Annotated in this window: 24 protein-coding genes and 1 pseudogene; 15 read left to right on the plus strand and 10 right to left on the minus strand. The window is 57.0% G+C overall.

All coding sequences use genetic code 11. The features are described 5' to 3' along the window. The first annotated feature begins 95 nt into the window (after positions 1-95). The gene (locus SOP95_RS02650; RefSeq protein WP_323605924.1) at positions 96-887 is read left to right on the plus strand and encodes an alpha/beta fold hydrolase; all 792 of its coding nucleotides are present in this window, start codon (positions 96-98) and stop codon (positions 885-887) included. A 51-nt stretch (positions 888-938) separates the two neighbouring features. Here the strand turns inward: SOP95_RS02650 and SOP95_RS02655 are convergent, their stop codons facing one another. After that, the gene (locus SOP95_RS02655) at positions 939-1,391 is read right to left on the minus strand and encodes an Lrp/AsnC family transcriptional regulator (protein WP_323605925.1); all 453 of its coding nucleotides are present in this window, start codon (positions 1,389-1,391) and stop codon (positions 939-941) included. Between the two features lie 257 nt (positions 1,392-1,648). Between SOP95_RS02655 and SOP95_RS02660 the strand changes: the two genes are divergently transcribed. Continuing rightward, positions 1,649-2,266: a LysE family translocator gene (locus SOP95_RS02660; RefSeq protein ID WP_323605927.1), complete on the plus strand. Its 618-nt coding sequence runs from the start codon at positions 1,649-1,651 to the stop codon at positions 2,264-2,266. A gap of 225 nt (positions 2,267-2,491) precedes the next feature. On the opposite strand, the gene SOP95_RS02665 is transcribed toward SOP95_RS02660, so the two are convergent. From SOP95_RS02665 to SOP95_RS02675, 3 genes are all read right to left on the minus strand, one after another. Then, a complete protein-coding gene (locus SOP95_RS02665) occupies positions 2,492-2,857 on the minus strand; it encodes a histone-like nucleoid-structuring protein, MvaT/MvaU family (protein ID WP_007948296.1) in 366 nt (121 codons plus the stop codon). 576 nt (positions 2,858-3,433) lie between these two features. Further along, on the minus strand, positions 3,434-3,955 hold the full coding sequence (locus tag SOP95_RS02670) for a hypothetical protein (RefSeq protein ID WP_323605930.1): 522 nt from the start codon (positions 3,953-3,955) through the stop codon (positions 3,434-3,436). Between the two features lie 225 nt (positions 3,956-4,180). After that, entirely contained in the window at positions 4,181-5,371 is a 1,191-nt protein-coding gene (locus SOP95_RS02675; protein WP_323605932.1) for a hypothetical protein, read from the minus strand. A gap of 292 nt (positions 5,372-5,663) precedes the next feature. On the opposite strand from SOP95_RS02675, the gene SOP95_RS02680 reads away from it, so the two are divergent. Together SOP95_RS02680 and SOP95_RS02685 are read left to right on the plus strand one after the other, a co-directional pair. After that, positions 5,664-6,293 (plus strand): DUF6988 family protein, encoded by a 630-nt coding sequence (locus SOP95_RS02680; protein ID WP_323605933.1) that lies wholly within the window; start codon positions 5,664-5,666, stop codon positions 6,291-6,293. A gap of 457 nt (positions 6,294-6,750) precedes the next feature. Next, a complete protein-coding gene (locus SOP95_RS02685) occupies positions 6,751-7,194 on the plus strand; it encodes a hypothetical protein (RefSeq protein WP_323605935.1) in 444 nt (147 codons plus the stop codon). A 44-nt stretch (positions 7,195-7,238) separates the two neighbouring features. On the opposite strand, the gene SOP95_RS02690 is transcribed toward SOP95_RS02685, so the two are convergent. Further along, positions 7,239-8,123: a LysR family transcriptional regulator gene (locus SOP95_RS02690; protein ID WP_323605936.1), complete on the minus strand. Its 885-nt coding sequence runs from the start codon at positions 8,121-8,123 to the stop codon at positions 7,239-7,241. Between the two features lie 269 nt (positions 8,124-8,392). On the opposite strand from SOP95_RS02690, the pseudogene SOP95_RS02695 reads away from it, so the two are divergent. The 3 genes and pseudogenes from SOP95_RS02695 (at position 8,393) to SOP95_RS02705 (ending at position 10,624) form a co-directional block, all read left to right on the plus strand. Next, a pseudogene (locus SOP95_RS02695) lies at positions 8,393-9,131 on the plus strand (SDR family oxidoreductase). 45 nt (positions 9,132-9,176) lie between these two features. Beyond that, positions 9,177-10,115, plus strand: a complete 939-nt coding sequence (locus SOP95_RS02700; RefSeq protein ID WP_323605938.1) for an SDR family oxidoreductase — start codon at positions 9,177-9,179, stop codon at positions 10,113-10,115. Further along, positions 10,112-10,624, plus strand: a complete 513-nt coding sequence (locus tag SOP95_RS02705; protein ID WP_323605940.1) for a DUF1097 domain-containing protein — start codon at positions 10,112-10,114, stop codon at positions 10,622-10,624. The genes SOP95_RS02700 and SOP95_RS02705 overlap by 4 nt, the downstream gene beginning before the upstream one ends. A gap of 196 nt (positions 10,625-10,820) precedes the next feature. On the opposite strand, the gene SOP95_RS02710 is transcribed toward SOP95_RS02705, so the two are convergent. The 5 genes from SOP95_RS02710 to SOP95_RS02730 form a co-directional block, all read right to left on the minus strand. Then, entirely contained in the window at positions 10,821-11,213 is a 393-nt protein-coding gene (locus SOP95_RS02710) for a hypothetical protein (RefSeq protein WP_323605942.1), read from the minus strand. 505 nt (positions 11,214-11,718) lie between these two features. After that, on the minus strand, positions 11,719-12,048 hold the full coding sequence (locus tag SOP95_RS02715; protein ID WP_323605944.1) for a hypothetical protein: 330 nt from the start codon (positions 12,046-12,048) through the stop codon (positions 11,719-11,721). Positions 12,049-12,135: 87 nt separating this feature from the next. Continuing rightward, positions 12,136-12,354 carry a hypothetical protein gene (locus SOP95_RS02720; protein ID WP_323605946.1) on the minus strand — a complete coding sequence of 73 codons (219 nt, stop codon included), beginning with the start codon at positions 12,352-12,354 and terminating at the stop codon, positions 12,136-12,138. A gap of 1,148 nt (positions 12,355-13,502) precedes the next feature. After that, positions 13,503-13,955: a ribonuclease HI gene (gene rnhA / locus SOP95_RS02725; protein WP_008062270.1), complete on the minus strand. Its 453-nt coding sequence runs from the start codon at positions 13,953-13,955 to the stop codon at positions 13,503-13,505. 90 nt (positions 13,956-14,045) lie between these two features. Next, positions 14,046-14,804, minus strand: coding sequence for a class I SAM-dependent methyltransferase (locus SOP95_RS02730; protein WP_274077011.1), 759 nt, complete (start codon positions 14,802-14,804; stop codon positions 14,046-14,048). Positions 14,805-14,869: 65 nt separating this feature from the next. On the opposite strand from SOP95_RS02730, the gene gloB reads away from it, so the two are divergent. The 8 genes from gloB (at position 14,870) to fabI (ending at position 25,649) form a co-directional block, all read left to right on the plus strand. Beyond that, on the plus strand, positions 14,870-15,637 hold the full coding sequence (gloB, locus tag SOP95_RS02735; protein WP_323605949.1) for a hydroxyacylglutathione hydrolase: 768 nt from the start codon (positions 14,870-14,872) through the stop codon (positions 15,635-15,637). Between the two features lie 99 nt (positions 15,638-15,736). Further along, complete coding sequence (locus SOP95_RS02740) at positions 15,737-17,179, plus strand: LysM peptidoglycan-binding domain-containing protein (protein WP_323605950.1); 1,443 nt, start codon at positions 15,737-15,739, stop codon at positions 17,177-17,179. A gap of 297 nt (positions 17,180-17,476) precedes the next feature. After that, positions 17,477-19,285, plus strand: coding sequence for an extracellular solute-binding protein (locus tag SOP95_RS02745; protein WP_442967718.1), 1,809 nt, complete (start codon positions 17,477-17,479; stop codon positions 19,283-19,285). Next, on the plus strand, positions 19,282-21,123 hold the full coding sequence (locus tag SOP95_RS02750; RefSeq protein ID WP_323605952.1) for an extracellular solute-binding protein: 1,842 nt from the start codon (positions 19,282-19,284) through the stop codon (positions 21,121-21,123). The genes SOP95_RS02745 and SOP95_RS02750 overlap by 4 nt, the downstream gene beginning before the upstream one ends. A gap of 4 nt (positions 21,124-21,127) precedes the next feature. Further along, positions 21,128-22,201 carry a microcin C ABC transporter permease YejB gene (locus tag SOP95_RS02755; protein ID WP_323605954.1) on the plus strand — a complete coding sequence of 358 codons (1,074 nt, stop codon included), beginning with the start codon at positions 21,128-21,130 and terminating at the stop codon, positions 22,199-22,201. A gap of 1 nt (position 22,202) precedes the next feature. Beyond that, positions 22,203-23,222 carry an ABC transporter permease gene (locus tag SOP95_RS02760; protein WP_274077016.1) on the plus strand — a complete coding sequence of 340 codons (1,020 nt, stop codon included), beginning with the start codon at positions 22,203-22,205 and terminating at the stop codon, positions 23,220-23,222. A 1-nt stretch (position 23,223) separates the two neighbouring features. Beyond that, a complete protein-coding gene (locus tag SOP95_RS02765) occupies positions 23,224-24,834 on the plus strand; it encodes an ABC transporter ATP-binding protein (RefSeq protein ID WP_274077017.1) in 1,611 nt (536 codons plus the stop codon). A gap of 20 nt (positions 24,835-24,854) precedes the next feature. Beyond that, positions 24,855-25,649 (plus strand): enoyl-ACP reductase FabI, encoded by a 795-nt coding sequence (gene fabI / locus SOP95_RS02770; RefSeq protein ID WP_025213267.1) that lies wholly within the window; start codon positions 24,855-24,857, stop codon positions 25,647-25,649. The last annotated feature ends 71 nt before the right edge of the window (positions 25,650-25,720 follow it).

The raw sequence follows: 25,720 nt of genomic DNA on the forward strand, positions 1-25,720 counted from the left end.
AGCATTTTAAGACCAGGGCGTGGTAATGGCCTTCACCACGCCCATCCCTCGCCGGTGCGAAAGGACAACACCGTAGTCTGATATGAGGATCATCAATGCTGGTTTCCATTACTCAAAAAGACCATTGGGTTAATACACCTTACGGTCAGGTGTTCGCCCGTAGCTGGCATCCCCACAATGATGAGCCAGCGCAAAATACAGCCCCTATCATCCTCTTCCATGACTCGCTCGGCTGCGTTGAGCTATGGCGCGACTTCCCTGCCCGTTTGGCGAAAGCAACCAAAAGATGCGTGGTTGCCTATGACCGATTGGGGTTTGGTCAGTCAGATCCTCATCCGGGCGATTGGTCCTATCACTTCATTCGTGAAGAGGCGCAGCGTTACTTTCCCTTCGTACGATCGAGTCTCGGCATCGATTGTTTTATCGCCTTCGGCCACAGCGTGGGGGGGGCGATGGCGACAAATTGCGCCGCGTTGTTTCCCGAGCAATGCCTGGCGTTGGTCACCGAATCCGCCCAAGCCTTTGTTGAGGAGCGAACAGTCTCGGGGGTACGCAGTGCAAAAGAACAGTTTCAACAACCAGGTCAAATCGAGCGCTTGCAGAAGTACCACGGTGACAAGGCCCAATGGGTGTTGAACGCTTGGACCCAAACCTGGCTTTCGCCCTTTTACGCAGATTGGTCCATAGAGAAGGGGTTGCCTGCGATTCAGTGTCCGCTGTTGGTTATCCATGGCGCGCAAGACGAGTTCGGTTCAACGCTGCACCCTCAGCGATTCGCCAACCTTGCCCGCAAAGAAGTTGAGCTGCTCATACTTAGCGATTGCCAACACGTGCCCCACAGGGAAAAACCGCAAAGTGTAATTGACGCGGTTGGACGCCTGTTATAAAGGCATGAGAGCAAGGTTGGTGTCGGCAGACGCCCGTTAGCCGCAACTGGTTCACAGGGGCAGCGAACGATCTTGAATGACACGCTTCATCACCAGGGTTGTTGTCAACCGCTGAACATTGGGTAGCGTCGACAGGCAATCATCATATAGCTGATGGAACGACGGTAGATCACGTGTAATGACGTGAAGTAGATAATCAGGCTCGCCAAACAGCCGTTGAGCCTCGACGATCTCTGGTACTCCCAATAGTGCACTTTCAAACGCTTCAACCGCTTGATGATCCCCTTCGCGCAGCGTCGCAAAAACCATTGCTGAAAAATTCAAACCTAACGCGCTGGGCGAAAGTTGAGCGCGATAGCCCTCGATCACCCCGGACTCCTCAAGCGCACGCACCCTACGATGGCAAGGGGACAGGCTCAGACCGACCCGCTCGGCCAGTTCTGTGACCGACAATCGCCCGTCAGATTGAAGCTCGGCAAGTATTTTTCGATCAGTGCTATCCATATAGAAGAATCTACCTTAATTCAGTCATCAATCCGGAATAATAGGGATAACATTTTAACCGTTTTCAATTATTCTTTTTCAAACTTTGTTACCACCTGTCATCCGTATTTGTCCGATTCAGGACTGATATCGGTTGTATGTCTGCGAGAGTGAAAAATGCACCCCGTCATCACTAGCGATCAATTCAACAAGGCGGAAGCTGTCATACGCGGCTCTCGCCAACCAATCACAACATCGTCCATCAATGCGAGGTTGGTATGAGTCTTAGTATTTTCGCCGCGTTCTGGGCTGTGTCTTTTTTATTCGTGATTACCCCTGGAGCAGATTGGGCGTACGCGATTTCGGCGGGGTTGTTTGGTCGCGTCGTGATGCCCGCGGTGGCTGGTTTGTTGATTGGCCATGTGTTGGCGACGCTGATTGTAGCTGCAGGTGTTGGTGGCCTGGTTGCTAGCAACCCCGTCGCCCTTTCGGTGCTCACTATTGGAGGCGCGGCTTACCTGATCTGGCTCGGAATCAACATGATTTTACGCCCTTCGGTACCACAAGCCGGCGAAACGCAAGCCACAGGCTCCTGGGCACGCTGGACTCTTAAGGGGGCCTGCGTGAGCGGCCTCAATCCCAAAGTTTTTTTGCTTTTTTTGGCTTTGTTGCCGCAGTTCACTGATCCAACGGCCGCATGGCCGGTGCCATTTCAGATCGTCGCGCTGGGCCTGCTTCACGCCTTCAGTTGCGGCGTGATTTACCTGGCTGTGGGTTTTGGCTCTCGAGCGGTGCTGCAGGCTCGTCCGGTGGCAGCCAAAGCGGTTAGCCGTCTCTCGGGGGCTATCATGATCATTATCGCCGTGCTTCTGTTGATTGATCAGATTCTGCGCTAACTACCATCTGCTTCAGAAATAGGCGAAGGGTAAACCTATGTTGAGAAGCTCTGCAGGGATGTTCCGTTAGCTTCGTAAAGCTTTCGAGTGACTGCTTCGACCACTTATTGCCCGTCACTGATACCAGCTTTCGCGGGTAGGCAAGCTGACGAAGCTTTTAACCTCCACTCTTGAATGAGATGAAAAAAAGGGGCCTCGAAGGTCCCTTTTGTACCCAAACCAAAATCATTTGGTCAGCCAAGATTCAACGGTCGTGGAGCCGTGTTCTGCTTTCCATTCTTTCAGTGTTTTGTGATTGCCGCCTTTGGTTTCGACGACTTCGCCGGTGTGAGGATTCTTGTAAACCTTCACTTGGCGTGGCTTACGGATGCCAGCTTTAGAATCGACAGCAAGAGCGCGACGGCTCGCTTGCGGATCTAGCAGGTTGACTACGTTCGGTAGGCTGTAGCCGTACTCAGCCAGCAGTGCACGCAGTTTGGTCTCGAACTCGATTTCTTTCTTGAGGCCAACGTCCCCTTTCAGGGCTTCGAGAGCTTGGAGCTGTTCAGCCAAGTGCTTTTCAAGCTGACGAAATTCTGCGAGTTTTGACATGTTAATTCTCCATGTAGTTAGTCACCTAACGATACACCAAAAACCACAATTTGAACCTAGGGTCAGGGAGCCCCGTGTCTGTGAGTCCAGGTTCGCGGCCCTGATTTATTCGCCCTCCAACAAGAGCGGCATATTGAGGTGCACATCAATCTGATCGACTAGCTAAATCTAAATGATGCAAGCGACAAGATGCGTATCCGCAGGAAGCATCCTCCCGGAGACGCATTCATGTCAGCCGCCAAAAGTTCGAGAGTTCGGGATACGGAGGGATGAGCTTGCATCGTTTCATTAAACGCCGTCGCGGTCTTGCTCGCACGCGATTCGCAAGAGCGATGATGGGGTTACGAGGATTGCGTAATTGCATGAATTTGACCATCTATTCGCATTGCCATTGACCATTCAATTGCATCCGTGCTGACCAACCGTTTGCATCGACTTGACCAGCACACCCCGAAGTGACGACCGGCAAAGATCGGCCAAAAGCTGCCCCCCCCAACATCCCCCCCCAAAGCTATCCAACACCATCTCGTTGAACCGGCACCTCTGAGGGCCGGTTGCGTGGCTTTGAGTTTGAGCTTATTTTTCGGTTAAAAAGTCGAATATCGATACGGAGGATATTTCCTTACTTTCATCGTAAACAAGCTTGGGACTTCCTACGTCGCTGGTTAAATCCGTAGCTGCTGTGATCTGAACGCACGACTCACTCATCTGCACTGCACCTCGCTTCAGCAAACGATCAAAGAACGATTGTGTGAGGTCGGTGATAAAGAGTTCATAACCGAACGAGGCACCTACGTCGTGAATCGCTTTGATCGTCCGCTTCCCCAACCGCTCACGTTTCATGCAGCCAGGCATGAAGATATTCGGTATTTGAATTTCCTTGAGGTCGTGGAGGAACTCTACTCTCAATACCAAGATTGATTGAGGTCTGCGTCCCTCCGCGACATCCTTCTCCAGCGCATGTAGCTCCAATTTCATGCGATGCCGATCATCCGCATAAAATGGCGTGTAGCAGAATGTGTGATTGACACTCAGCTTGTCATCCAAAAGCTCCTGGATGGATTCCTGCACGTGCCTCTCAACTTCTCGTCTTTTCAAGGTTCGATCCTTCAATCATGAGGGTATTTTGGAGAACGGTCCGAAGCTGCGTAATTGCATGTACTTGACCACCCATTTGCATTGCTACTGACCAGTCAATTGCGTCCGTGCTGACCAATCGTTTGCATTCGACTTGACCAGCACACGCCGTAGTGACGACCGGCAGAGAACGCCCCCAAAGTAGACTTTGCCTTTTGGTGTACCTCATCGCGCGGCAATTCTTAGTCATAGCCATACGTCTCCCCGTACTTTGGACGTTACGTAGGTCGGGGTAATTCGCCATCCCGCAGTCTGATGCAGTCCAATCGCGTCCGAATTGGGGTGGTGATAGCGATTCGGATGGCCATACGAGACCGCCGCAGTGGCGCCTGCTTTTACCGGAATAGGAGGGCTGCCGCTGAAGGCCCCCCCGTGGTGTGTCACTGTAATCGCTGCAAACTGGTTTCCGGCGCCACTTGGGAGTAACGAATATGGGACATCTCCGGAAAGCAGAACGTCGCCTCCAGCTCTGTTTATCTTCATGACATATCCGCTTCCGTTTCTATCTGTCGATGCGCCAGTGCCTTTCCAGAGATGAAGGCTAGAGTCAAGCGAGTAGGAGGGGGCCGAAAGGAGGGTAAGCTTTGAACCGAGTTTGGCTTGTAGAGACGCGGCATTAGGGCCTACTGGTTGATCGGGGGCAAACCAGTCGAGTTGTCTTAGTGCAGGGATTTTGCTCACAGCTAGGGAGTAATGATCAAAATCCCAGTGTGAGAGGACGACAAACCCCGACGCAGGTACGCGTCTGGCTTCGGAAAAACTATTCGGGAAGGTTCGGTGATGGAAGAACACCGGGCCGCCTACATCGAAGTATCCGAGTACCGGAGATGTTATAGAGCGGTCAGGATGGATAGTCGAGAAACTGGCGTGTCCGACGTCTACGACCCTTACAAATGGGCCGACACCCGCAAGTTTTCGAGGGCGTTTGTCTTGCTTCTGGGTTCGAACAGCCGTCGTCGACTGGCAGAGATTCATCAATTTTTCCACCACCAGGGCAGGCCCTAAAGGTCCTCCAGACAAGGCGACGGCGCTTATGATGTTGGTTCTGACAACGGGACCACTATAGTCATTTTCGGCCGATAGGAACCAGGCTGGAGGTTCTCCAGGGCAATCTTGCAGCTCGAACTCAATCCAGCCCCCCTCATCCCAGCGGCTTTCAGGAAACAATGAATCCAGCCGGTTGATAGTCGAAAGGATGCGTACGATAAAAAGGTCGGAAACCTCCCTGTTGTGAGCAGTACCGGATTCGATAGCCTCAATCTTGATTGAGTCTATGACGACGTTCACTCGGCCTCTGGATTTTGTCTTTTCCTTTGGGAAAGTAACTGCCTCCAAAAAACCATAGGCCTTGATGACCGGCCGATCTGATTCATCCATGATCAATCTCACTTAAATGTTTATGACGCCAGCAGACGCCCGTCGCGCGTGGGCTACCTTCCAAGGATAACTAATATTGGCCCATCGGTATTGGTTAACAAGGGTGGCGACCTATTGCAGCAACTTACCAACGACTGTGATCGGGCCAAAGCTACCTGCCCCAAACGGCACCGTGCGCGATCGTCACCTCAGCTAAGGGCCCACAGCGATCAGTCGCACGCTTAAGATCAGATATGAACGACTTCACTATGACCAAATGAGCTTTCACGTAAACAAAAGGAAAGATGGGGTGATGGAAGATTTTCTGAACAAATCTGATGAGCTTCACATAGAGATCCTTCACCTTTTGGAGGGAGTTGCTCCATTCCCCGGCAAACGGCATGAGGTCGCAATGGTGGCTTGTGGCATGGCGCTGGAACACGCTCTGAGCCTGCGCCTACTGGTAAGAACTCAATGCTACACGTCAGCTCTGGCGATGATGCGTTTGCAGTATGAAGCCCTTACAAGGGCCGTTTGGCTTCTCTATGCGGCCAAGGATCAGCAGGTCGAAACCCTCGCGGCACCACTCACACTGGAAGCCGAACACAGCGCAAAGAATCTCCCGATGTTCTCGCAAATGCTCCGTGAGATCGTCGAAAGGGCTCCTGTGCAGGCATCAAGCATGCTAATGAGTTTCAAGGATGTGAATTATCACGCCATGAATTCGTTCGTACACAGCGGCATTCACCCTCTGCGCCGACATTCCGAAGGCTATCCACCTGAGCTGATTCAGAGCGGCGTTCAGAATAGCAATGGGCTTAACTTCATGACACTCCAGCTTGGAGTGATTCTTACGGGTGACCCGTGTCTGTTAAGCACTGTGAGAGCCGTGCAGGAAAAGCACAATCAGATTTTGCCGGGTCAGATTCCCCCACGTCACTGACTGAGACCTATGGTCACCGACCCAAACCAGGCAGCCGCACGTGTCCAGGAATTCAGAAGCGATTCAGACTGCTTATGGCCGTTTGTGGTCTGTCGCGATGGGCTGAAATCGGCCAAAAGCTGACATTCGCAGCGGAAGATTCAGTCTCTTCCTCGCCCCTGAGACTGCGTACGAAAGTAGGCACGGTTCAAGCGCCAGCGCTAGCGACTTGACCCTTTGCTGGATTGTTGGAGTTTCCCGAACAGTGAAGTCAAAGACTCGCGGATTATCTGAGAACTGAAATCATCCACTCTTACCTCCCGCCGCCACTCTGACCCGTGAGGAACACTCTATGACCTGCTCGTTAATAACGTCTCGACTCATCCGTTTCCTCCTGCTTGGTGCAGTGGGCCTCGCTGGCATTGGGTGCACACCCAACGCGCCAACCGACCCCGAAACCGCTTACCAGGACCGTCGTATGAAAGCCTCTGTCACGTACCTGCACCTGCTCCGCCATACGCCATTCTTTTCGGAGTTCAACGATGAGCAGTTGAATTGGGTGATCAAGCACTCGCGTGAATGGGACGCGCCGGCAGGGACGGTGATCGACAGCCGGGTAGCGGGTGCTGCTGCGTCGCCAGATTTGTGGATTTTGCTCGATGGCAGTTGGCAAGTTGAGACGAAGTATTCGACCCATGCCGCCGACAACGCTGCTCCAGGCAAGTGGTACAGTTCAGCTGCAACGCTTTCGGAAAGCCGCTTGGTCACTACCGGACGCAGCTACGTAATGCGCATTAAGGCGAGCGACATGGAAGACATGCTCGTGCAGAACTTTCCATTCGGAGGGCAGTTGTCGATAGGACGCGCTTGGTACACCTATATCGGCGCGGGCCAATCCAACGCGCCATCGTCTGCCGACTAAGCTCCGCCCTCAATTAACACTCTCTGCTAACAGTGGTAACGCGATCAGCCAGTGAAGATCTCTTTCAGCCACTCTACGAACACCCGAACCCGCGGTGAAAGATGTCGGTTGTGCGGATACAGCACGGACACGGGCATGGGTGGTGGAGGATGGCCAGGGAGCAACTCGCACAACATGCCTTGCTGCAACTCTTTGGCAACCCGATATCTGGGCACCTGAATTAATCCAATCCCCGCCAGGGCCGACGCCGTATAGATTTCTGCGCCGAAAACAGAGATGGCAGTGGGAATTGCGACTTCCTGCACCGTACCGTTTATTTGAAAATCGAATGGAAATGGTTTTCCGGTAGTGCGCGAGATGTAATTGATCGCCTTATGGTTAAGCAGCTCAGCCACGCTTTGTGGTTCGCCATAGGTGCTTACATAGACGGGGCTGGCGCAGGTGACCTGAGGCAGGTCGGCCAGATGCCGGCCGATCAACGATGAATCCCCAAGAGTTCCTGCACGCACCACACAATCGACGCCCTCCTCGATAAGGTCTACGAAGCGATCTGTCTCGCTGAGCGACAACTCGATACCTGGGTAGCGCTGCATAAATGCCGGCAACGCCGGTATGACGAAGAACCGAGCCAATGTGCCGTGCAAATCAACGCGCAATCGGCCCTTGGGCACGCTCTGCCGGAAGGCCAACTCCGCCTCCTCCAGCTCCGCCAGCAGATTTACGCATCGGCGATAATAGGCTTCGCCATCCAGTGTTGGACGCACTCGCCGAGTACTTCGCTCCAGGAGCCGGGTACCCAGCCACTGTTCGAACTGATTCATCACATGAGTAAGCGTCGCACGAGGAATCTCAAGATCCTCAGCTGCGGCGGTGAAACTACTGCGTTCGTATATACGAACGAAGATTTTCATGGCGCGAACCTGATCCATCGGGCTCCACTTCTGATTGTTGATAGAAACCGAATAGTACCTTCGTGCGCTCCTCCTTTCGCTAGAAACCGAGCACTACAGGCGATCTAACACACGTTGTCGCTTCCCGTTTACCCGTTCAGCGATCGAGGAACGGCTAACTACCAACGCTTCTATTGTTGGCCAAAATTGAATAGTTAAGCCTAATAACGAGTATTTATCAGAATTAGCTGCCATGGGAATCTACGTCCACACCCACTCCACACCCACGAAGAAGGCAGGGAATCAATATGAATACTTCCAACGGCAAAGTAGCAATCGTCACTGGCGCCTCTCGCGGTATCGGCAGTGAAATCGCCAAGCGTCTATCTCAGGATGGCTTTGCGGTGGTCGTTAACTACGCCAGCAGCGCGGGAGAAGCGAACACCTTAGTCGCAACCATCCAGGCGCAAGGCGGCCACGCACTTGCGGTAAAAGCCGACGTAGCCAGTGCACAAGACGTGCGTCGCCTGTTCGTCGAAACAGAAAGTCATTTCGGGGGTGTTGATGTTCTGGTCAACAACGCCGGAATCATGGCCCTGGCGACCATTTCCGAGACGGACGATGAAAGCGTCGACAGGCAGATCGACATCAACTTCAAGGGCACTTTCAACACCCTGAGAGGCGGCCAAGCGATTGCGCGACGGCGGGCGGGTGGTCAACTTTTCTTCAAGCGTCGTCGCCATGCTGCAACCCACGTACGGCGTTTATGCCGGCACCAAGGCCGCTGTGGAAGCCATGACGAGCGTCTTCGCCAAAGAGCTGCGCGGTCGCAACATCACGGTCAACGCCGTCGCTCCCGGCCCTACTGCCACCGATCTGTTTTTGAAGGGTAAGCCGCAAGAAGTGGTGGATCGGCTTTCCAAACTTGCCCCCCTGGAACGTCTGGGTGAACCGCAAGACATCGCCGCCACTGTCGCCTTCCTCGTGGGTTCCGATGGCGGCTGGATCAACGGCCAAACCCTGCGCGCCAACGGCGGGATTATCTGAATCAACGTTGTTGGTTTTTACCCTTATTGCTACCTGGAGAGACACATGAAACAAGTCATTGTTATCACCGGAGCTTCCAGTGGTTTTGGCGCGCTCACCGCCCGGGCACTGGCGCAAGCCGGCCATACCGTTTACGCCAGCATGCGCGATACGCAGGGTCGTAACGCACCGCAGGTAGAAGAAGCGGCTCGCTACGCCGAAGTGCATCAAGTCGATCTACGCACCGTCGAATTGGATGTCGCTTCCAGCGAATCCGTTGATGCCGGTATCGCAAAAGTAATCAAGGAAGCAGGACGGCTTGATGTGATTATTCACAACGCAGGGCACATGTCGTTTGGCCCAGCCGAGGCATTTACGCCAGAGCAGTTTGCCCAGCTTTATGACATCAACGTTTTGAGCACCCAGAGAGTAAATCGCGCCGCGCTGCCGTACCTGCGTCACCAAGGTAGTGGCTTGGTGCTTTGGGTATCTTCGAGCAGTGCCCGAGGGGGCACGCCGCCCTACTTGGCACCGTACTTTGCAGCCAAAGCCGCAATGGATTCTCTTGCGGTGTCTTATGCAGCAGAGCTGTCCCGCTGGGGTATCGACACCACCATTGTAGTTCCGGGCGCCTTTACCAAAGGTACCAACCACTTTGTTCACTCAGGCACGCCTGTGGACAGTGCAAGAGCCGCCGAGTATCACACGGGGCCGTACGCGGGCGTTCCTGAACAAAGCCTCAAAGGCCTGGCCTCCCTTGAGCCTGAAGATGCCGACGTAACGGACGTTGCCCGTGCCATCGTAGAAGTCGTTGAAATGCCATTGGGGCGCCGTCCGTTTCGCCGCCATATCGATCCTTCTGCAGACGGTGCCGAAATCGTTAACGGCATGGCTGACCGCGTGCGCGCCGAAATGCTGCGTCGCATTGGTCTCGAAGATTTGCTGCACACCCGCGTACCTAGCGCGGCAACCCAACCGGCTGTATCGCAGGAGTGCAACCAATGACCACCTCTCAAAAAGCTCTGGCGGAGCCGACCTACCGCTTGAAGTCACAATTCAAGTTCAACGCAATGACGGGTGTTGCTGCGGCCACCGCCTCCGCAGCAGCGGCGACCAGCCTTTCCGTCGGCTTGCCCGTCTGGGCTATGTTCATTGGCTGGGTCGCGTTCTTCTCGCGCGGTCATAGTGGGCGTGACGGCCTCATAAACTACGCCAGCGTATTGGCAGGTCTGGTCATTGGGATGGTAGCGGCCACAGCGATTGCCTGGCTTAGTCCTTCAATCGGCAAATCGGCATTGCCGCTGGTAGTTTTCGTGGTGGCGATGATGGTGGTCTCGCTCAGGGCAGTCCCGGTGATGAACAACGTACTGGCTTACTTTCTTGGCCTGATCGCCTTCTTTGCTGCACACCTGGAGCCGTCACTGGACGCCGTGCTGCGACTTGGGGGCGCGTCAGCGATCGGTAGCGCTGCTGCTTGGGCGTCATTAAAAGTTCAGCAACGCATTGCGGCATGATTGTTGAAGCTGGTGCGCACGCTAATTGCATCGGCTTTCAAACTTAGATAAAGCGGCACGTATTAACCCGACACCGTTTACGGCGAAGCTTAAAGTCTTAATTATTAATGCTGCGACAGCTGTAGTCCGCTACTGGCCGTTTACTGCAATTCGCGACTGACGGAGAGCGGTCATTTCCGGCGCAAAGGACGTGAATTCATTCAATTACTACCGCCGCGTCGTCTGAGCAAGGGTAACCTGTCGCATCTAACGACAACGACATATCAGAAATGCGCTTGATTAATGCCCTGGAGAGCGTCAATGGCAGCACAACGGTTTCGTTGATGTTGTAATAAATCGCAACTCTAAAAACTGAATCATCTAACATTAGCCGGCCCACTACACACTTCAGACCATCGATAAATTCACATGAAAACTTATTGAATTCCGACCAGTTTTGAAATTCAAAATCGACTACTGATATAGACAGACACCCCGTAATCGGGTTGATTTTGCTAAAATAATTACTGGGCAGTCCCAACGCTATCGGTGAAATTTCCGAGACTTTATGATTTTTTATTAAGATCTCAAGACTGCATTCAAATGACATAGTAGCTCCTAGTCATGTAGGCGTTTATCAATTCTAGTTCTGATCGGTCGGCGCGTCAGGTTGCCCGCATACTCATCCATACCCCTTAACCCGCCCGCCAGCGCCTTGCTTGCTTTGACGGCGATTGGAGCGGGGCCTATAACGTATCGGGTGCGGCCCTTCGCGACAGACGGCATTCAGCCGAGAACACCGGAAACGAGGCACTAAGATCGAATGGAGTCCATTGCAGACATCGTAATCAACCTACTGGCTCATCGCATTGGCGTTTACGTACTGAGGCTACTGAGTAGGGGCCGTTTCAAGGGAGAAAGCGGTTTTGCCTGGGGCTGGGCAGTCGCCGTTGGCGGCTTGATATTGTTGACTCCTTTCGCAGCTTTCATAGCCTGGATCATCCATACCAGCGGCCAGTGAGCTGATGTCCGCTTTGGGTCGATTTCTGCCTGTCGCGAAGGTGGGATGCCGATCTATAGCTGCATCCTTTCGTTATCAGAATTAGGTCGAAGGCTCACACCGACAAGCTAAGTTTTTCGTACACCACCTCGAATTCTTCACCCAATTCCTGTTGGATGGATTTCAGTAATTTAGCGGCAGCCTCGTCAAATCTTGCGTAATCGTCTGCATTCCAAGGGCCGGGATCAGGTGGGTAATCCCAGTTCAGCGAGGTGTCATGCCACTGTGAAAGCTCGTTAAGCATTGCTTTGACTTCGTCACTGAGTGGTAGCCTCTCTTCAATAGGCCCTACAGAAAATTTATCCCGTGCAATATTATTTCCACACCAAAGGCAACCGCCGCCCCATTCGAACATTAAGCGAACACGATAGCGTTCTGCCCTCATCATTGGGCTCCAATTTTTTGTGGGTACATGGTGTGCAATAGGTTGGCAAAGATATCCACGCTAGGCCAGCGACTCTGGGGCAACTCCCTACGACCGTCGCAGTTGCAGGATCGCATCTGTTAGCGCTCGTGCATTTGTGTCCAAGGTTTCCAAAGCCATGACTGCGTTCAGGGCGGCCTCCTCTACGCCATTCTCTGAAAACCATTTCGTGACCTCATCTAATGCCGCACGGATAGCATGCTGGTTGTGCACGATCAGTGTCAGAGCATCTGCCGTGGCGATGTTGGAGTCCGAGTTTTCAGGCATGGGATCCGTCCTGGAGTTAGAGGTTTGGAAAGCCTAGTTCATGCGGCCGATCGTGACTGACCACTTTTGGCCGGTTGCTGCCTGTCGTGTCGAGTTCCAATTCCCCCACGATGATAACTTCTAGACTTTTGCCGGTCGTCTACACCCACTACATTCTGCGCACGAAAAACGCCATTGAGGGGCCTTTGGGGCATTTTGTTACGTTTGGCTCGTGCGACCTGAACCCAACTCCATACACCTAAGGCCCACAGATTAGTTATCCCCAAGGCTAGGTATCCGTTTTGCGGCCTGCAGGATCCGATGCACGCTTAGGGGTCCAAGGCCCGCATCGCAGACATGGAAAAGACGAGAATGTTTCTGGATGGACTAATGAGTTTTTTTTGCAAAGACCCACTCTCCTCACAACAAAGCCTTCTGAAGTCATTTTTTTCATTTTCAAACTCACTGCTTATTTGAGTTTGGAAGGCTAGCATCCGATGGGCAATCTGCTTCGACGGAATGCACATCGACAATCGCTCCGCAACGAACCAGGGGAAAATTCCAGAGGTTCAATGGGTCGTGAAAATGGATATAACGCCCAAGCGCCGAATCTCTGTTTCTCGGAGAGCGGGAATGGTTGTCCAGCGCATTGAGTCTGCACCAGCAGGTCACAGTGTTTATTGCGGACGACTTACAGTAGGAATTGCTATCCCGAGACGACAAACGTCGCATTCGACAAAGAGGCTATCAGACCGCCGCAGCCTTTATTTTAGAATGTAAACCATGGGTAGTTAAAACAGCTCATCGTTTACACTTTAGAATCATGAAGCCTTGAAATTCGGCTAAAGAAATGGGGGGGGCTGGACCGGTAAACCCCTCACAATCAGCACCTTGAATCGATCACCGATGTGCAGGGGGCTCGATTACACTGTTGACAAGTAGACAGAAAGAGATAACGGATCTGGTGGCCATCGGGTGCTCAGCTCTCAATCGGTCAATCGTGCAAAAGCGCGGATACTACCACGCTCAAGGTTTGCGTCGTGAATACGGTCAATGTAGGAGCTGCCGCAGGCTGCGATCTTTTGATCTGGCTCTTGATTTTCTGCGATCCAAAAAAAATCAAGATCAAAAGATCGCAGCCTGCGGCAGCTCCTACAGGGGGATTGCATTCAGGCTTGCTTGAACCCGCGCACTTCATCCACGCCACGGTTGGCCAGTTGGTCGGCCCGTTCGTTGCCGTGATGGCCAATGTGTCCGCGCACCCATTTCCAGGTGACGTTATGGCGATTGACCTGCTCGTCGAGCAGCTTCCACAGGTCGGCGTTCTTGACCGGCTCTTTCGCTGCGGTTTTCCAGCCGCGTTTTTTCCAGTTGGCCATCCACTCGTTGATGCCTTTCATCACGTACTGGGAGTCGGTCACCAGCAACACGTCGCAGGAACGCTTGAGCTCTTCCAGGCCGCGAATCGCGCCCATCAGTTCCATGCGGTTATTGGTGGTGTTGGCTTCGCCGCCCCACAGTTCCTTCTCGACCCCCTTGCACACCAGCAATGCGCCCCAGCCGCCAGGGCCAGGGTTGCCCTTGCAGGCGCCGTCGGTGAAGAGTTCTACGCTATCGCTCATGCCAATCTATCCAGAAAATGCAGTGGCCCGCCAATCGATGATCGACGACGCCCAGGACCGGGGTCACCCCCGGCCGGAAAAAAGGAAGTATCACGGTTCGATGTTGCGCCGGTTGACCTTGGCCATCGGCAACGGGATCAGCTTGCCCATCGGCTCGCGGCGCTCCTGGCGGACCGGCCGCAAGCCGACCACGATCTTGCGCGCCACCAATAAATAGAAGCCACCACCGCCCAGTTGCCAGTCACCGGCCTTGCGTTCCCAACCGGCCAGACGGGTCTGCCAGGTGGGCGAAGCCAGCGGCGGACGATAGCACCCGAAGCGGCGTTTCTCCAGCGCGAAGCCCAGCAGGTTGAGCCAGTCAGCCACCCGCGAGGGGGAAATGCAGCGGGCTTTGCGCAAGCCATCATGGGCAAACACATGGCGCAGCCCCCACGTACTCCAGGGGTTGATGCCGACGATCAGCAAATGCCCGCCGGGCCGCACGCTGCTCGCTGCCTCGCGCAGCAAACCATGGGGTGAGAGGCAGAAATCCAGCCCATGCTGCAGCACCACCACATCGGCGGCATGCTCGCTCAGCGGCCAGGCCTGTTCCTCGCAGACGATCTCGACCCCGGGCAACGGCGCCCCCAGGCGCACGTTGCGCTGCACCTGCGGCGCCGACGGCGGCGTCTGGGCCGATGGCCCGTAATGCACCAGGTAGCCACCGAAGAAGCGCCCCAGCTCGTCTTCGAGCATGCGCCGTTCTTCATCCAGCAGGAATTGGCCGAGGGGGCCGGACAGCCACTCACGGGCTGCGCTGATCAACGCCAGCCAGTCAGGATCAGCCTGAGCGAACGCTTTATCAGTCATTGCATTCTCCAACGCGCCAGGAAGTTCTAAGATGCGCCATTGTTTCCAGCTTGGCGAATCCGACGATGATACAGATCACTGCCCTGCCCGCCTTCACCGACAACTACATCTGGTTGTTACAAGACCCTCGCACCCACCGCTGTGCGGTGGTCGATCCGGGCGATGCCGCGCCAGTACAGGCCTGGCTCAAGGACAATCCGCAATGGGTCCTGAGCGATATTCTGATCACTCACCACCACCATGACCATGTCGGCGGAGTCGAAGCGCTGAAGAAAGCGACGGACGCAACGGTCTACGGTCCGGCAAGCGAAAACATCCCGGCGCGCAATGTTGCGCTCAAGGACAACGATCGCATCAGCGTACTGGGCCTTGATTTCGATATCATCGCCGTTCCGGGTCATACCCTGGGGCACATTGCCTATTATTACCCCGGCCTGCTGTTTTGTGGCGACACCCTCTTCGCCGCCGGGTGCGGGCGTCTGTTCGAAGGCACGCCCAAGCAGATGTACAACTCGCTGTCGCGCCTCGCCGCCCTGCCCGGAGAGACTCAGGTCTACTGCACCCATGAGTACACCCTGAGCAATCTGCGCTTCGCTGCCGCTGTAGAACCCGGCAACGCCGACACCCTCGAACGCCTGGCCAGCGTGACCCGCCAGCGGGAAGCGGGGGTCATGACATTGCCGTCCACGGTGGCCCTGGAAAAACGTACAAATCCGTTTTTACGCACCGGTGAAACATCCGTTAAAGAAAAAGCGGATGAACGGACCGGCACCGATAACTCCGCGCCCGATATGGTTTTTGCTGCGCTAAGAGCCTGGAAAGATACATTCTGAGCTGTTTGCACGATAGTCCAAAAACTCTGAAAGGTTGACCGCAGAGGGTGCGCTTTCTAGAATCGCCCGACATTTTTGCCCGGAACTTACTTCCAGCCAATGTCGTCATCTATACGCAAAGCCATCAATTCGGACACCCTCACCCGCCTGGCGCAAGCCATAGCGGTGGCTGTGTCCGCGACATTGGCAGGCTGTTCCAGCCATGCGCCGCAGACCGATGCGGCGCACACGCCGAACATTGCCGCGCGCGCCAAGCAGAAGCCCGTCTTCCTCACCGAAAAGCCGACCCCGCAAATCCCGCAGGATGTCTGGGAGCGCATGCGCCAGGGCTTCCAGCTGCAGGACGGCCTGGGCGTCAACCCGCGCATCGAGCAACAGCGCCTGTGGTTCGCCAGCAATCCATCGTTCCTCGAAAACGCCGGCGACCGCGGCAGCCTGTACATCCACTACATCGTCGAACGCCTTGAAGAGCGCAACATGCCCCTGGAGCTGGCGCTGCTGCCAGTGATCGAAAGCGCCTACAACCCGATGGCCTATTCCCGGGCCAATGCGGTGGGCCTGTGGCAGTTCATTCCCTCCACCGGGCGTTACTTCAATCTGCGCCAGACCCGTTTTTACGATGGCCGACGCGACATCACCGCCTCGACCACGGCGGCCATGGACTACCTGACCCGCCTGCACGACATGTTCAACGGCGACTGGCTGCTGGCCCTGGCCGCCTATAACGCCGGCGAAGGCACGGTCAGCCGTGCCATCGAACGCAACGAGCGACTCGGCCTGCCAACCGACTACTGGAACCTGCCGCTGCCCGCCGAAACCCAGGCCTACGTGCCGAAGTTGCTGGCACTCTCGCAGGTGGTCATGGCGCCGGATGCCTACGGCGTGAACCTCAACCCGATCGCCAACGAACCGTATTTCCAGGTCGTCGAAATCAACCAGCGCATGGACCTGTCCAAGGTCGCCGCGGTGGCCAATATCGACGAAGACGAGCTGTTCCAGCTCAACCCGGCCTTCAAGCAGCGCACCACCATCGACGGCCCGCAGCACTTGCTGGTACCGACTTCCAAGGCACAGCTGCTGACCACCAGCCTGCAGACCATGCGCCCGGACGAGTTGATCAGCAAGAAGCAGCTCAAACCGGTTTTCGAAGGCTCGGACAATACCCAGCTGGCGAGCGCCAAGCGCAGATACCGGGTCAAGCGCGGCGACAACCTGGGCTCCATTGCCAAGGCCAACAATGTCAACGTCAAGGACCTGCAACGCTGGAACAAGCTGAGCGGCAAGAATCTCAAGCCGGGCCAGACGCTGGTCATGCAAGACACCAACAAGCGCAATTCGGGACGCATCAACACCGTGGTCGCGGCCAAGTCAAAATCCAGGACCGAGAAGCCGCAGTCCCAGTACAAGGTTCAGCAAGGCGACTCGCTGTACATGGTGGCCAAGCGCTTCAACGTTGAAATGCAGCACCTCAAGCGCTGGAATCCTCGTGTTGGCCAGGCGTTGAAGCCTGGACAGATGCTGACGGTTTCCAACCCGCACTAAAAATGAGCCCCTGAATTCAGGGGCTTTTTTTGTCCGCATGTTTCAGCAGACCTCTGTAGCAGCTGGCTTGCCAGCGAAAAACCAAGGATCGACGCGGTTAACCTGTAAATACGCGTAATCGTTAACGACCATCGCCGGCAAGCCGGCTCCTACAGTAGATCGGGTACAGCCGCGAGAGATGGGGCGGCTGTGAGGCCGCCGTCTTTTTCCTGTCCATACAAGCTGTTACTGTACGATCCACAATGCCCAAGCCGCCCGGATCGGATTCCTTATTTGAAGCGTCCCCTCCTCCCGCTCCTGATCAGCCTGGCCTTGAGCTCCACCGCAAGCGCGACGATCAGCGAAAGCCATGGTTATGCGCAGTTCGGCACGCTCAAGTACCCGGCCAGATTTACCCACTTCGACTGGGTCAACCCGCAAGCGCCCAAGGGCGGTACGTTGCGGGTCATGGCATTTGGCACCTTCGATACGCTCAACCCCTACACCTTCAAGGGCACCAGCCCGGTGACCACGCCGAATTTCCTGCAATACGGCATCAACGAACTGAACGAGCCGCTGATGGTCGGCACCGGCCAATACGCGCCATCCGGGGACGAGCCGACCTCCAGTTACGGCCTGATCGCCCAGTCGGTGGAATACAGCGAGGATCGCAGCTGGGTGGTCTTCAACCTGCGCCCCGAGGCACGCTTCCACGACGGCACGCCGATCACCGCCTATGACGTGGCATTCTCCTACCGCCTGCTGCTCAAGGAAGGTCATCCGCAATACCGCACCAACCTGCAGGAGGTGTTGCGGGTCGACATCCTCAATCCGCAGCGCATTCGTTTCGTTTTCAAGCGTGCCGGCAATCCCTTGCTGATCCTGCGCCTGGGGGAGTTGCCGGTGTTGCCGCAGCATTACTGGAAAGGTCGCGACTTCAAGGCGACCACCTTCGAACCGCCGCTGGGCAGCGGACCGTATCGCATCACCTCAGTCAACCCGGGGCGCCAGATCGTGTTCGAGCGGGTCAAGGACTACTGGGGCAAGGACCTGCCCGTCAACCGCGGCAAGTACAACGTCGATCGCATGGAAGTCGAGTTCTACCGTGACAGCGACGTCGCGTTCGAAGCGTTCAAGGCCGGCGAGTTCGACATCTACATCGAGCACCAGGCGAAAAACTGGGCCACCGGCTACGGTTTTCCGGCGATCCGTCGTGGCGAGGTGATCAAGGCGCAGATCCCGCACCAGATCCCGACCCAGACCCAGGGCCTGTTCATCAACAGCCGCCGCCCGACATTCGCCGAGCCCCGGGTTCGCGAAGCACTGGGCCTGATGTTCGACTTCGAGTGGACCAACCGCACCCTGTTCAGCGGCGCCTACAAACGCGCCATGAGCTACTACCCCAACAGCGAGTTCTCCGCCAGCGGGCTGCCGGTCGGCCATGAATGGCTGTTGCTCAAACCATATCGCGAGCAATTGCCGGCCAGGCTGTTCACCGAGCCTTTCAGCCTGCCGCAGACCCAGGGCCGGGGCATCCCCCGGGAAACCATGCGCAAGGCCCTGAGCCTGCTGGCTGAGGCCGGCTGGAAGCTCAATGGCCAGCGCTTGCAGAACGCGGCCGGGCAACCCTTGCGCCTGGAGATCCTGCTGGTCAACCCGAACCTGGAACGCATCCTCCAGCCCTACGTCGAGAATCTCACCAGCATCGGCATCGACGCCAGGTTGCGCACGGTCGATCGCGCCCAGTACAAACAGCGCCTCGACCAGTTCGATTTCGACATGATCCTGATGACCCTCAACCAGACCCTCAGCCCGGGCCTTGAGCAATGGCAGTATTTTCACTCCAGCCAGGTCGGGGTCAAGGGCAGCAAGAACTACGCGGGCATCGCCAATCCGGTGGTCGATCATCTGCTCGATCAACTGCTCGCGGCCAAGAGCCGTGACGAACAGGTCGCCGCCGGCAAAGCCCTCGACCGGGTATTGCTGTGGCAGCACTGCATCATTCCCAACTGGTACCTCAATTATCACCGCCTGGCCTACCGCAACCGGTTGGCCTTCGTCACGACGCCGCCCTACACCCTGGGCCTGAGCGCGTGGTGGCTGAAATCTTCGGAGAAAGATCGATGAAATTCGCAAGCGCCCTGCTCGTGCAGGCCAGCGCCCTGTTGTTCGCAGGGTGGGCCTTCGCCGCCCCGCAACATGCCCTGACCCTGTACAACGAGCCGCCGAAATACCCGGCCGACTTCAAACACTTCGATTACGTCGACCCCGACGCACCCAAGGGCGGGAAATTCCGCCAGGCCGGGTTCGGCGGTTTCGACAGCCTCAACCCGTTCATCAGCAAGGGCGTATCAGCCAACGACATCGACCTGATCTACGACACCCTGGCCAGGCAGAGCCTGGATGAACCCTTCACTGAATATGGCCTGATCGCCGGCAAGATCGAAAAAGCCCCGGACAACGACTGGGTGCGTTTCTACCTGCGGCCCGAAGCGCGTTTCCATGACGGCCATCCGGTGCGCGCCGAAGACGTGGTGTTCAGTTTCCAGACCCTGGTCAAGGACGGCGCGCCGATGTACCGCGGCTACTACAGCGACGTCGCCGACGTGGTCGCCGAAGATCCGCTGACCGTGCTGTTCAAGTTCAAGCACAGCAACAACCGCGAATTGCCGCTGATCCTCGGCCAGTTGCCGGTGCTGCCCAAGCATTGGTGGGCCAGCCGCGACTTCAACAAGGGCAACCTGGAAGTGCCGCTGGGCAGCGGCCCGTACAAGGTCACCGAAGTGAAGGCCGGGCGCTCGGTGCGTTATGAGCGGGTCAAGGATTACTGGGGCAAGGACCTGCCGATCAACCGCGGTTTCTACAACTTCGACGTGATGACCACCGACTACTACCGCGACAACACCGTGGCCCTGGAAGCCCTGAAGGCCGGGCAGTTCGATTACTGGCTGGAGATGACCGCGAAGAACTGGGCTAACGCCTACAACATCCCGGCGGTGACCGAAGGCCGGCTGATCAAGGAACAGATCCCCAACGGCAACCCCACCGGCATGCAGGGTTTCGTCTTCAACCTGCGCCGCCCTGTGTTCCAGGACGTGCGGGTGCGCCAGGCCCTGACCCTGCTGCTGGACTTCGAATGGACCAACAAGCAGTTGTTCAACAGTGCCTACGCACGCACCCGCAGCTATTTCGAGAACTCGGAAATGGCCGCCACCGGGCTGCCGGACGCCGATCAGCTGGCGATTTTGGACCCCTTTCGCGGCAAGATTCCCGAGCAGGTGTTCAGCGAGGCGTTCGCCAACCCGGTGACCGACGCCAGCGGCATGATCCGCACCCAGCAACGCCAGGCCTACCAGTTGCTGCAGGAGGCCGGCTGGCGCATCGTCGACGACAAGATGGTCGATGCCAACGGCAAACCGGTGAGCATCGAATTCCTCCTGGCCCAGACCGAATTCGAACGGGTGCTGCTACCGTTCAAGCGTAACCTCAGCGACCTGGGAATCGAGCTGGTGATCCGCCGGGTCGACGTTTCGCAGTACGTCAACCGCGTGCGCTCGCGGGACTTCGACATGATCGTCGGCAGCTTCCCGCAGTCCAACTCACCGGGCAACGAACAGCGCGAGTTCTGGATGACCGCGGCCGCCGACAAGCCCGGCAGCCGCAACTCCATGGGCCTCAAGGACCCGGTGGTGGACCAGCTGGTCGAGCAATTGATCAACGCCGACTCACGCCGCAGCCTGGTCGCCCATGCCCGCGCACTGGACCGGGTGCTGCAATGGGGCTATTACGTGATACCCAACTGGCACATCAAGACCTGGCGCGTGGCCTACTGGAACCACATCGGCCACCCCAAGGTCTCGCCTAAATATGACATCGGCATCAACACCTGGTGGATCAAGCCCGATGCGAAACCGGCCATAGAGATCGAAACCAAATTGCAAGCCGACCCTGCGGGCACGGAGTAATCAGATGCTGGCGTATATTTTTCGGCGACTGCTGCTGATCATCCCGACCCTGTTCGGCATTTTGCTGATCAACTTCGTGATCATCCAGGCCGCCCCCGGTGGGCCGGTGGAACAGATGATCGCCAAGCTCGAAGGCTTCGAAGGCGCCACCAGCCGCATTGCCGGCGGTGGTGCCGAAGTGTCGGTCGCAGGTTCGACCTATCGTGGCGCGCAAGGCCTGGACCCGGCGCTGATCAAGGAAATCGAGCACATGTACGGCTTCGACAAATCGGCGCCGGAACGCTTGTGGATCATGGTCAAGAACTACGCGTCGCTGGATTTCGGCGACAGCTTCTTCCGCGACGCCAAGGTCATCGACCTGATCAAGGAAAAGATGCCGGTGTCGATTTCACTCGGGCTGTGGAGCACCCTGATCATGTACCTGGTGTCGATCCCGCTGGGGATCGCCAAGGCCACGCGGCACGGCAGTCACTTTGACGTCTGGACCAGTTCGGCGATCATCGTCGGCTACGCGATCCCGGCGTTCCTGTTCGCCATCCTGCTGATCGTGGTGTTTGCCGGTGGCAGCTATCTGGACTGGTTCCCGTTGCGCGGGCTGACCTCGAACAACTTCGACGAACTGAGCATGGGCGGCAAGATCCTCGATTACTTCTGGCACCTGGCGCTGCCCGTGACCGCCCTGGTGATCGGCAACTTCGCGACCATGACCCTGCTGACCAAGAACAGCTTCCTCGATGAAATCAACAAGCAGTACGTGGTCACCGCCAAGGCCAAGGGCCTGACCAATCACCGCGTGCTCTATGGCCATGTGTTTCGCAACGCCATGCTGCTGGTGATCGCCGGTTTCCCCTCGGCGTTCATCGGCATCTTCTTCACAGGCTCCTTGCTGGTGGAAGTGATCTTCTCCCTCGACGGCCTCGGCCTGATGAGTTTCGAAGCGGCGATCAACCGCGACTACCCGGTGGTCTTCGGCACGCTGTTCATCTTCACCCTGCTGGGGCTGGTGGTGAAGCTGATCGGCGACCTCACCTACACCTTTGTCGATCCGCGCATCGACTTCGAAAGCCGGGAGCATTGAGATGAACCTGTCCCCTCTCAATCGCCGGCGCTTCGAGCTGTTCAAGGCCAACAAACGCGGCTGGTGGTCGTTGTGGCTGTTCCTGATCCTGTTCGGCGCCAGCCTCGGCGCCGAGTTGATCGCCAATGACAAGCCGCTGGTGGTGCACTACGACAACGGCTGGTACTTCCCGGCGCTCAAGCGCTACCCGGAAACCACCTTCGGCGGCGAGTTCCCGCTGGAGGCCAACTACAAGAGCCCGTACATCCGTGAACTGCTCAAGGCCAAGGACGCCTGGGTGCTGTGGGCGCCGATTCCCTACAGCTACCAGAGCATCAACTACGACCTGAAAGTGCCGGCCCCCGCGCCCCCCTCGACCGACAACCTGCTGGGCACCGATGACCAGGGCCGTGATGTGCTGGCCCGGGTGATCTACGGCTTCCGGATTTCCGTGTTGTTCGCCCTGACGCTGACCCTGCTCAGCTCGCTGATCGGCGTGATTGCCGGGGCGCTGCAGGGTTTCTACGGCGGCTGGGTGGACCTCGCCGGGCAGCGCTTCCTCGAGATCTGGTCGGGCTTGCCGGTGCTGTACCTGCTGATCATCCTCGCCAGCTTCGTCCAGCCGAACTTCTGGTGGCTGCTGGGGATCATGCTGCTGTTTTCCTGGATGAGCCTGGTGGACGTGGTGCGCGCCGAGTTCCTGCGCGGGCGCAACCTCGAATACGTGCGTGCGGCGCGGGCGCTGGGCATGCAGAATGGTGCGATCATGTTCCGCCACATCCTGCCCAACGCCATGGTCTCGACCATGACCTTCATGCCGTTCATCCTGACTGGCGCCATTGGTACCCTGACCGCCCTGGATTTCCTCGGCTTCGGCTTGCCGGCCGGCAGCCCGTCCCTAGGCGAACTGGTCGCCCAGGGCAAATCCAACCTGCAGGCGCCGTGGCTGGGCATGAGCGCCTTTGCCGTGCTGGCGTTGATGTTGAGCCTGCTGGTGTTCATCGGCGAGTCCGCTCGCGATGCCTTCGACCCGAGGAAGTGAAATGAATCAGGACAATCTGATCGAAGTGCGCGACCTGGCCGTCGAATTTGTCGTTGGCGAGCGCTGCCAGCGGGTGGTCGAAGGGGTCAGCTTCGACATCAAGCGTGGCGAAACCCTGGCGCTGGTGGGTGAAAGCGGCTCCGGCAAATCGGTGACGGCGCATTCGATCCTGCGCCTGCTGCCCTACCCGCTCGCCAGGCACCCGTCGGGGACCATCGAATATGCCGGGCAGAACCTGCTGGAGCTGAAAGAGAAAACCATCCGCCATATCCGCGGCAACCGGATCGCGATGATATTCCAGGAGCCGATGACCTCGCTCAATCCGCTGCACTCGATCGAGAAGCAGATCAACGAGGTGCTGGGCATCCACAAGGGCCTGGTCGGCAAAGTCGCGACCAAGCGCACCCTGGAGCTGCTGGAAATGGTCGGCATTCCCGAGCCGGAAAAGCGTCTCAAGGCCCTGCCCCACGAATTGTCCGGCGGCCAGCGCCAGCGGGTGATGATCGCCATGGCCCTGGCCAACGAGCCGGAACTGCTGATTGCCGACGAGCCAACCACTGCGCTGGACGTGACCGTCCAGCTGAAAATCCTCGAATTGCTCAAGGAATTGCAGGCCCGCCTGGGCATGGCTCTGCTGCTGATCAGCCACGATTTGAACCTGGTCAAAAGAATTGCGCATCGCGTATGTGTCATGCAGCGCGGTTGCATCGTCGAACAGGCATCGTGCGAAGAATTGTTCCGCGCGCCGCAGCACCCGTACACTCGGGAACTGCTGGCAGCGGAGCCCAGCGGCCAGCCTGCAACCAATGTCGTCGGCCCGCCGTTGCTTGCGGTCGAGGACCTGAAAGTCTGGTTCCCGATCAAGAAAGGCCTGCTGAAAAAGACCGTGGACTACGTCAAGGCGGTCGACGGCATCAATTTCAGCCTGCCCCAGGGCCAGACCCTGGGGATTGTGGGAGAAAGCGGTTCCGGCAAGTCGACGCTGGGCCTGGCGATATTGCGCTTGATTGGCAGTAGCGGCGGCATCCGTTTTGAAGGCAAGCAGCTAGACTGCCTGACGCAGCAACAGGTCAGGCCGCTGCGGCGGGAGATGCAGGTGGTGTTCCAGGACCCCTTCGGCAGCTTGAGCCCACGGATGTGCGTGAGCCAGATCGTCGGCGAAGGCCTGCGGATTCACAAGATGGGCACCGCTGAGGAACAGGAAGCGGCGATTATTGCAGCATTGAAGGAGGTAGGCCTGGACCCGGAAACCCGGAACCGCTACCCCCACGAATTTTCCGGCGGGCAACGGCAGAGAATCGCCATTGCCCGGGCACTGGTGCTAAAACCGGCGTTGATACTGCTGGACGAGCCGACTTCGGCCCTCGACCGCACCGTGCAACGCCAAGTGGTCGAGCTTTTACGATCACTGCAAAGCAAGTACAACCTGACGTATCTGTTTATCAGCCATGACCTGGCTGTCGTCAAGGCGCTGAGCCACCAACTGATGGTGGTCAAGCATGGCCAAGTGGTCGAACAGGGAGACGCGCAAAGCATTTTTGCCGCCCCCCGTCATCCGTATACACAGCAGTTGCTGGAAGCCGCCTTTTTGGCACCAGCCACTGCGCAATAACCTGAAAAGAGGAGCAACACATGGGTTTTCTCGCCGGTAAGCGCGTACTGATCGTCGGTGTCGCCAGCAAGCTGTCCATCGCATCCGGCATCGCTGCCGCCATGCATCGCGAGGGCGCTGAGCTTGCCTTCACTTATCAGAACGACAAACTCAAGGGTCGTGTCGAAGAATTCGCACAGGGCTGGGGCTCGAGCCCTGAGCTGTGCTTCCCGTGCGACGTGGCCAGCGATGAAGAAATCGCCAAGGTCTTCGAAGCACTGAGCAAGAAGTGGGACGGCCTGGACTGCATCGTGCACTCCGTTGGCTTCGCCCCGGGCGACCAACTGGACGGCGACTTCACCGAAGCCACCACCCGTGAAGGTTTCCGCATCGCTCACGACATCAGCGCCTACAGCTTCGTGGCCCTGGCCAAGGCTGGCCGCGAAATGATGAAAGGCCGCAACGGCAGCCTGCTGACCCTGTCGTACCTGGGCGCCGAGCGCACCATGCCGAACTACAACGTGATGGGCATGGCCAAGGCTTCCCTGGAAGCTGGCGTACGTTACCTGGCCGGCTCCCTGGGCCCGGACGGCACCCGCGTGAACTGCGTATCGGCCGGCCCGATCCGCACCCTCGCCGCTTCCGGCATCAAGAACTTCCGCAAGATGCTGGCCGCCAACGAAGCGCAAACCCCGCTGCGTCGCAACGTCACCATCGAAGAAGTCGGCAACGCCGGCGCCTTCCTGTGCTCGGACCTGGCGTCCGGTATCAGCGGCGAAATCATGTACGTGGACGGTGGCTTCAACACCACGGCCATGGGCAACCTCGAAGAGTGATCTTCGGTTAGCCAAAAAAACCCGCCTTTTCAGGCGGGTTTTTTTATGGGAATCATGTACACCTGTAGGTA

Source organism: Pseudomonas sp. YuFO8 (genome assembly GCF_035065025.1).
GTDB lineage: Bacteria > Pseudomonadota > Gammaproteobacteria > Pseudomonadales > Pseudomonadaceae > Aquipseudomonas > Aquipseudomonas putida_AE.

Coding starts and splice junctions, on each gene's coding strand:
- SOP95_RS02685 (WP_323605935.1), top strand. CDS start 6,751: ATGAAAGCCTCTGTCACGTACCTGCACCTGCTCCGCCATACGCCATTC.
- SOP95_RS02755 (WP_323605954.1), top strand. CDS start 21,128: ATGCTGGCGTATATTTTTCGGCGACTGCTGCTGATCATCCCGACCCTG.
- SOP95_RS02705 (WP_323605940.1), top strand. CDS start 10,112: ATGACCACCTCTCAAAAAGCTCTGGCGGAGCCGACCTACCGCTTGAAG.
- SOP95_RS02730 (WP_274077011.1), bottom strand. CDS start 14,804: ATGACTGATAAAGCGTTCGCTCAGGCTGATCCTGACTGGCTGGCGTTG.
- SOP95_RS02680 (WP_323605933.1), top strand. CDS start 5,664: ATGGAAGATTTTCTGAACAAATCTGATGAGCTTCACATAGAGATCCTT.
- SOP95_RS02660 (WP_323605927.1), top strand. CDS start 1,649: ATGAGTCTTAGTATTTTCGCCGCGTTCTGGGCTGTGTCTTTTTTATTC.
- SOP95_RS02655 (WP_323605925.1), bottom strand. CDS start 1,391: ATGGATAGCACTGATCGAAAAATACTTGCCGAGCTTCAATCTGACGGG.
- SOP95_RS02710 (WP_323605942.1), bottom strand. CDS start 11,213: ATGTCATTTGAATGCAGTCTTGAGATCTTAATAAAAAATCATAAAGTC.
- SOP95_RS02750 (WP_323605952.1), top strand. CDS start 19,282: ATGAAATTCGCAAGCGCCCTGCTCGTGCAGGCCAGCGCCCTGTTGTTC.
- rnhA (WP_008062270.1), bottom strand. CDS start 13,955: ATGAGCGATAGCGTAGAACTCTTCACCGACGGCGCCTGCAAGGGCAAC.
- SOP95_RS02740 (WP_323605950.1), top strand. CDS start 15,737: ATGTCGTCATCTATACGCAAAGCCATCAATTCGGACACCCTCACCCGC.
- gloB (WP_323605949.1), top strand. CDS start 14,870: ATGATACAGATCACTGCCCTGCCCGCCTTCACCGACAACTACATCTGG.
- SOP95_RS02720 (WP_323605946.1), bottom strand. CDS start 12,354: ATGCCTGAAAACTCGGACTCCAACATCGCCACGGCAGATGCTCTGACA.
- SOP95_RS02690 (WP_323605936.1), bottom strand. CDS start 8,123: ATGGATCAGGTTCGCGCCATGAAAATCTTCGTTCGTATATACGAACGC.
- SOP95_RS02715 (WP_323605944.1), bottom strand. CDS start 12,048: ATGAGGGCAGAACGCTATCGTGTTCGCTTAATGTTCGAATGGGGCGGC.
- SOP95_RS02760 (WP_274077016.1), top strand. CDS start 22,203: ATGAACCTGTCCCCTCTCAATCGCCGGCGCTTCGAGCTGTTCAAGGCC.
- SOP95_RS02675 (WP_323605932.1), bottom strand. CDS start 5,371: ATGGATGAATCAGATCGGCCGGTCATCAAGGCCTATGGTTTTTTGGAG.
- SOP95_RS02650 (WP_323605924.1), top strand. CDS start 96: ATGCTGGTTTCCATTACTCAAAAAGACCATTGGGTTAATACACCTTAC.
- fabI (WP_025213267.1), top strand. CDS start 24,855: ATGGGTTTTCTCGCCGGTAAGCGCGTACTGATCGTCGGTGTCGCCAGC.
- SOP95_RS02665 (WP_007948296.1), bottom strand. CDS start 2,857: ATGTCAAAACTCGCAGAATTTCGTCAGCTTGAAAAGCACTTGGCTGAA.
- SOP95_RS02700 (WP_323605938.1), top strand. CDS start 9,177: ATGAAACAAGTCATTGTTATCACCGGAGCTTCCAGTGGTTTTGGCGCG.
- SOP95_RS02765 (WP_274077017.1), top strand. CDS start 23,224: ATGAATCAGGACAATCTGATCGAAGTGCGCGACCTGGCCGTCGAATTT.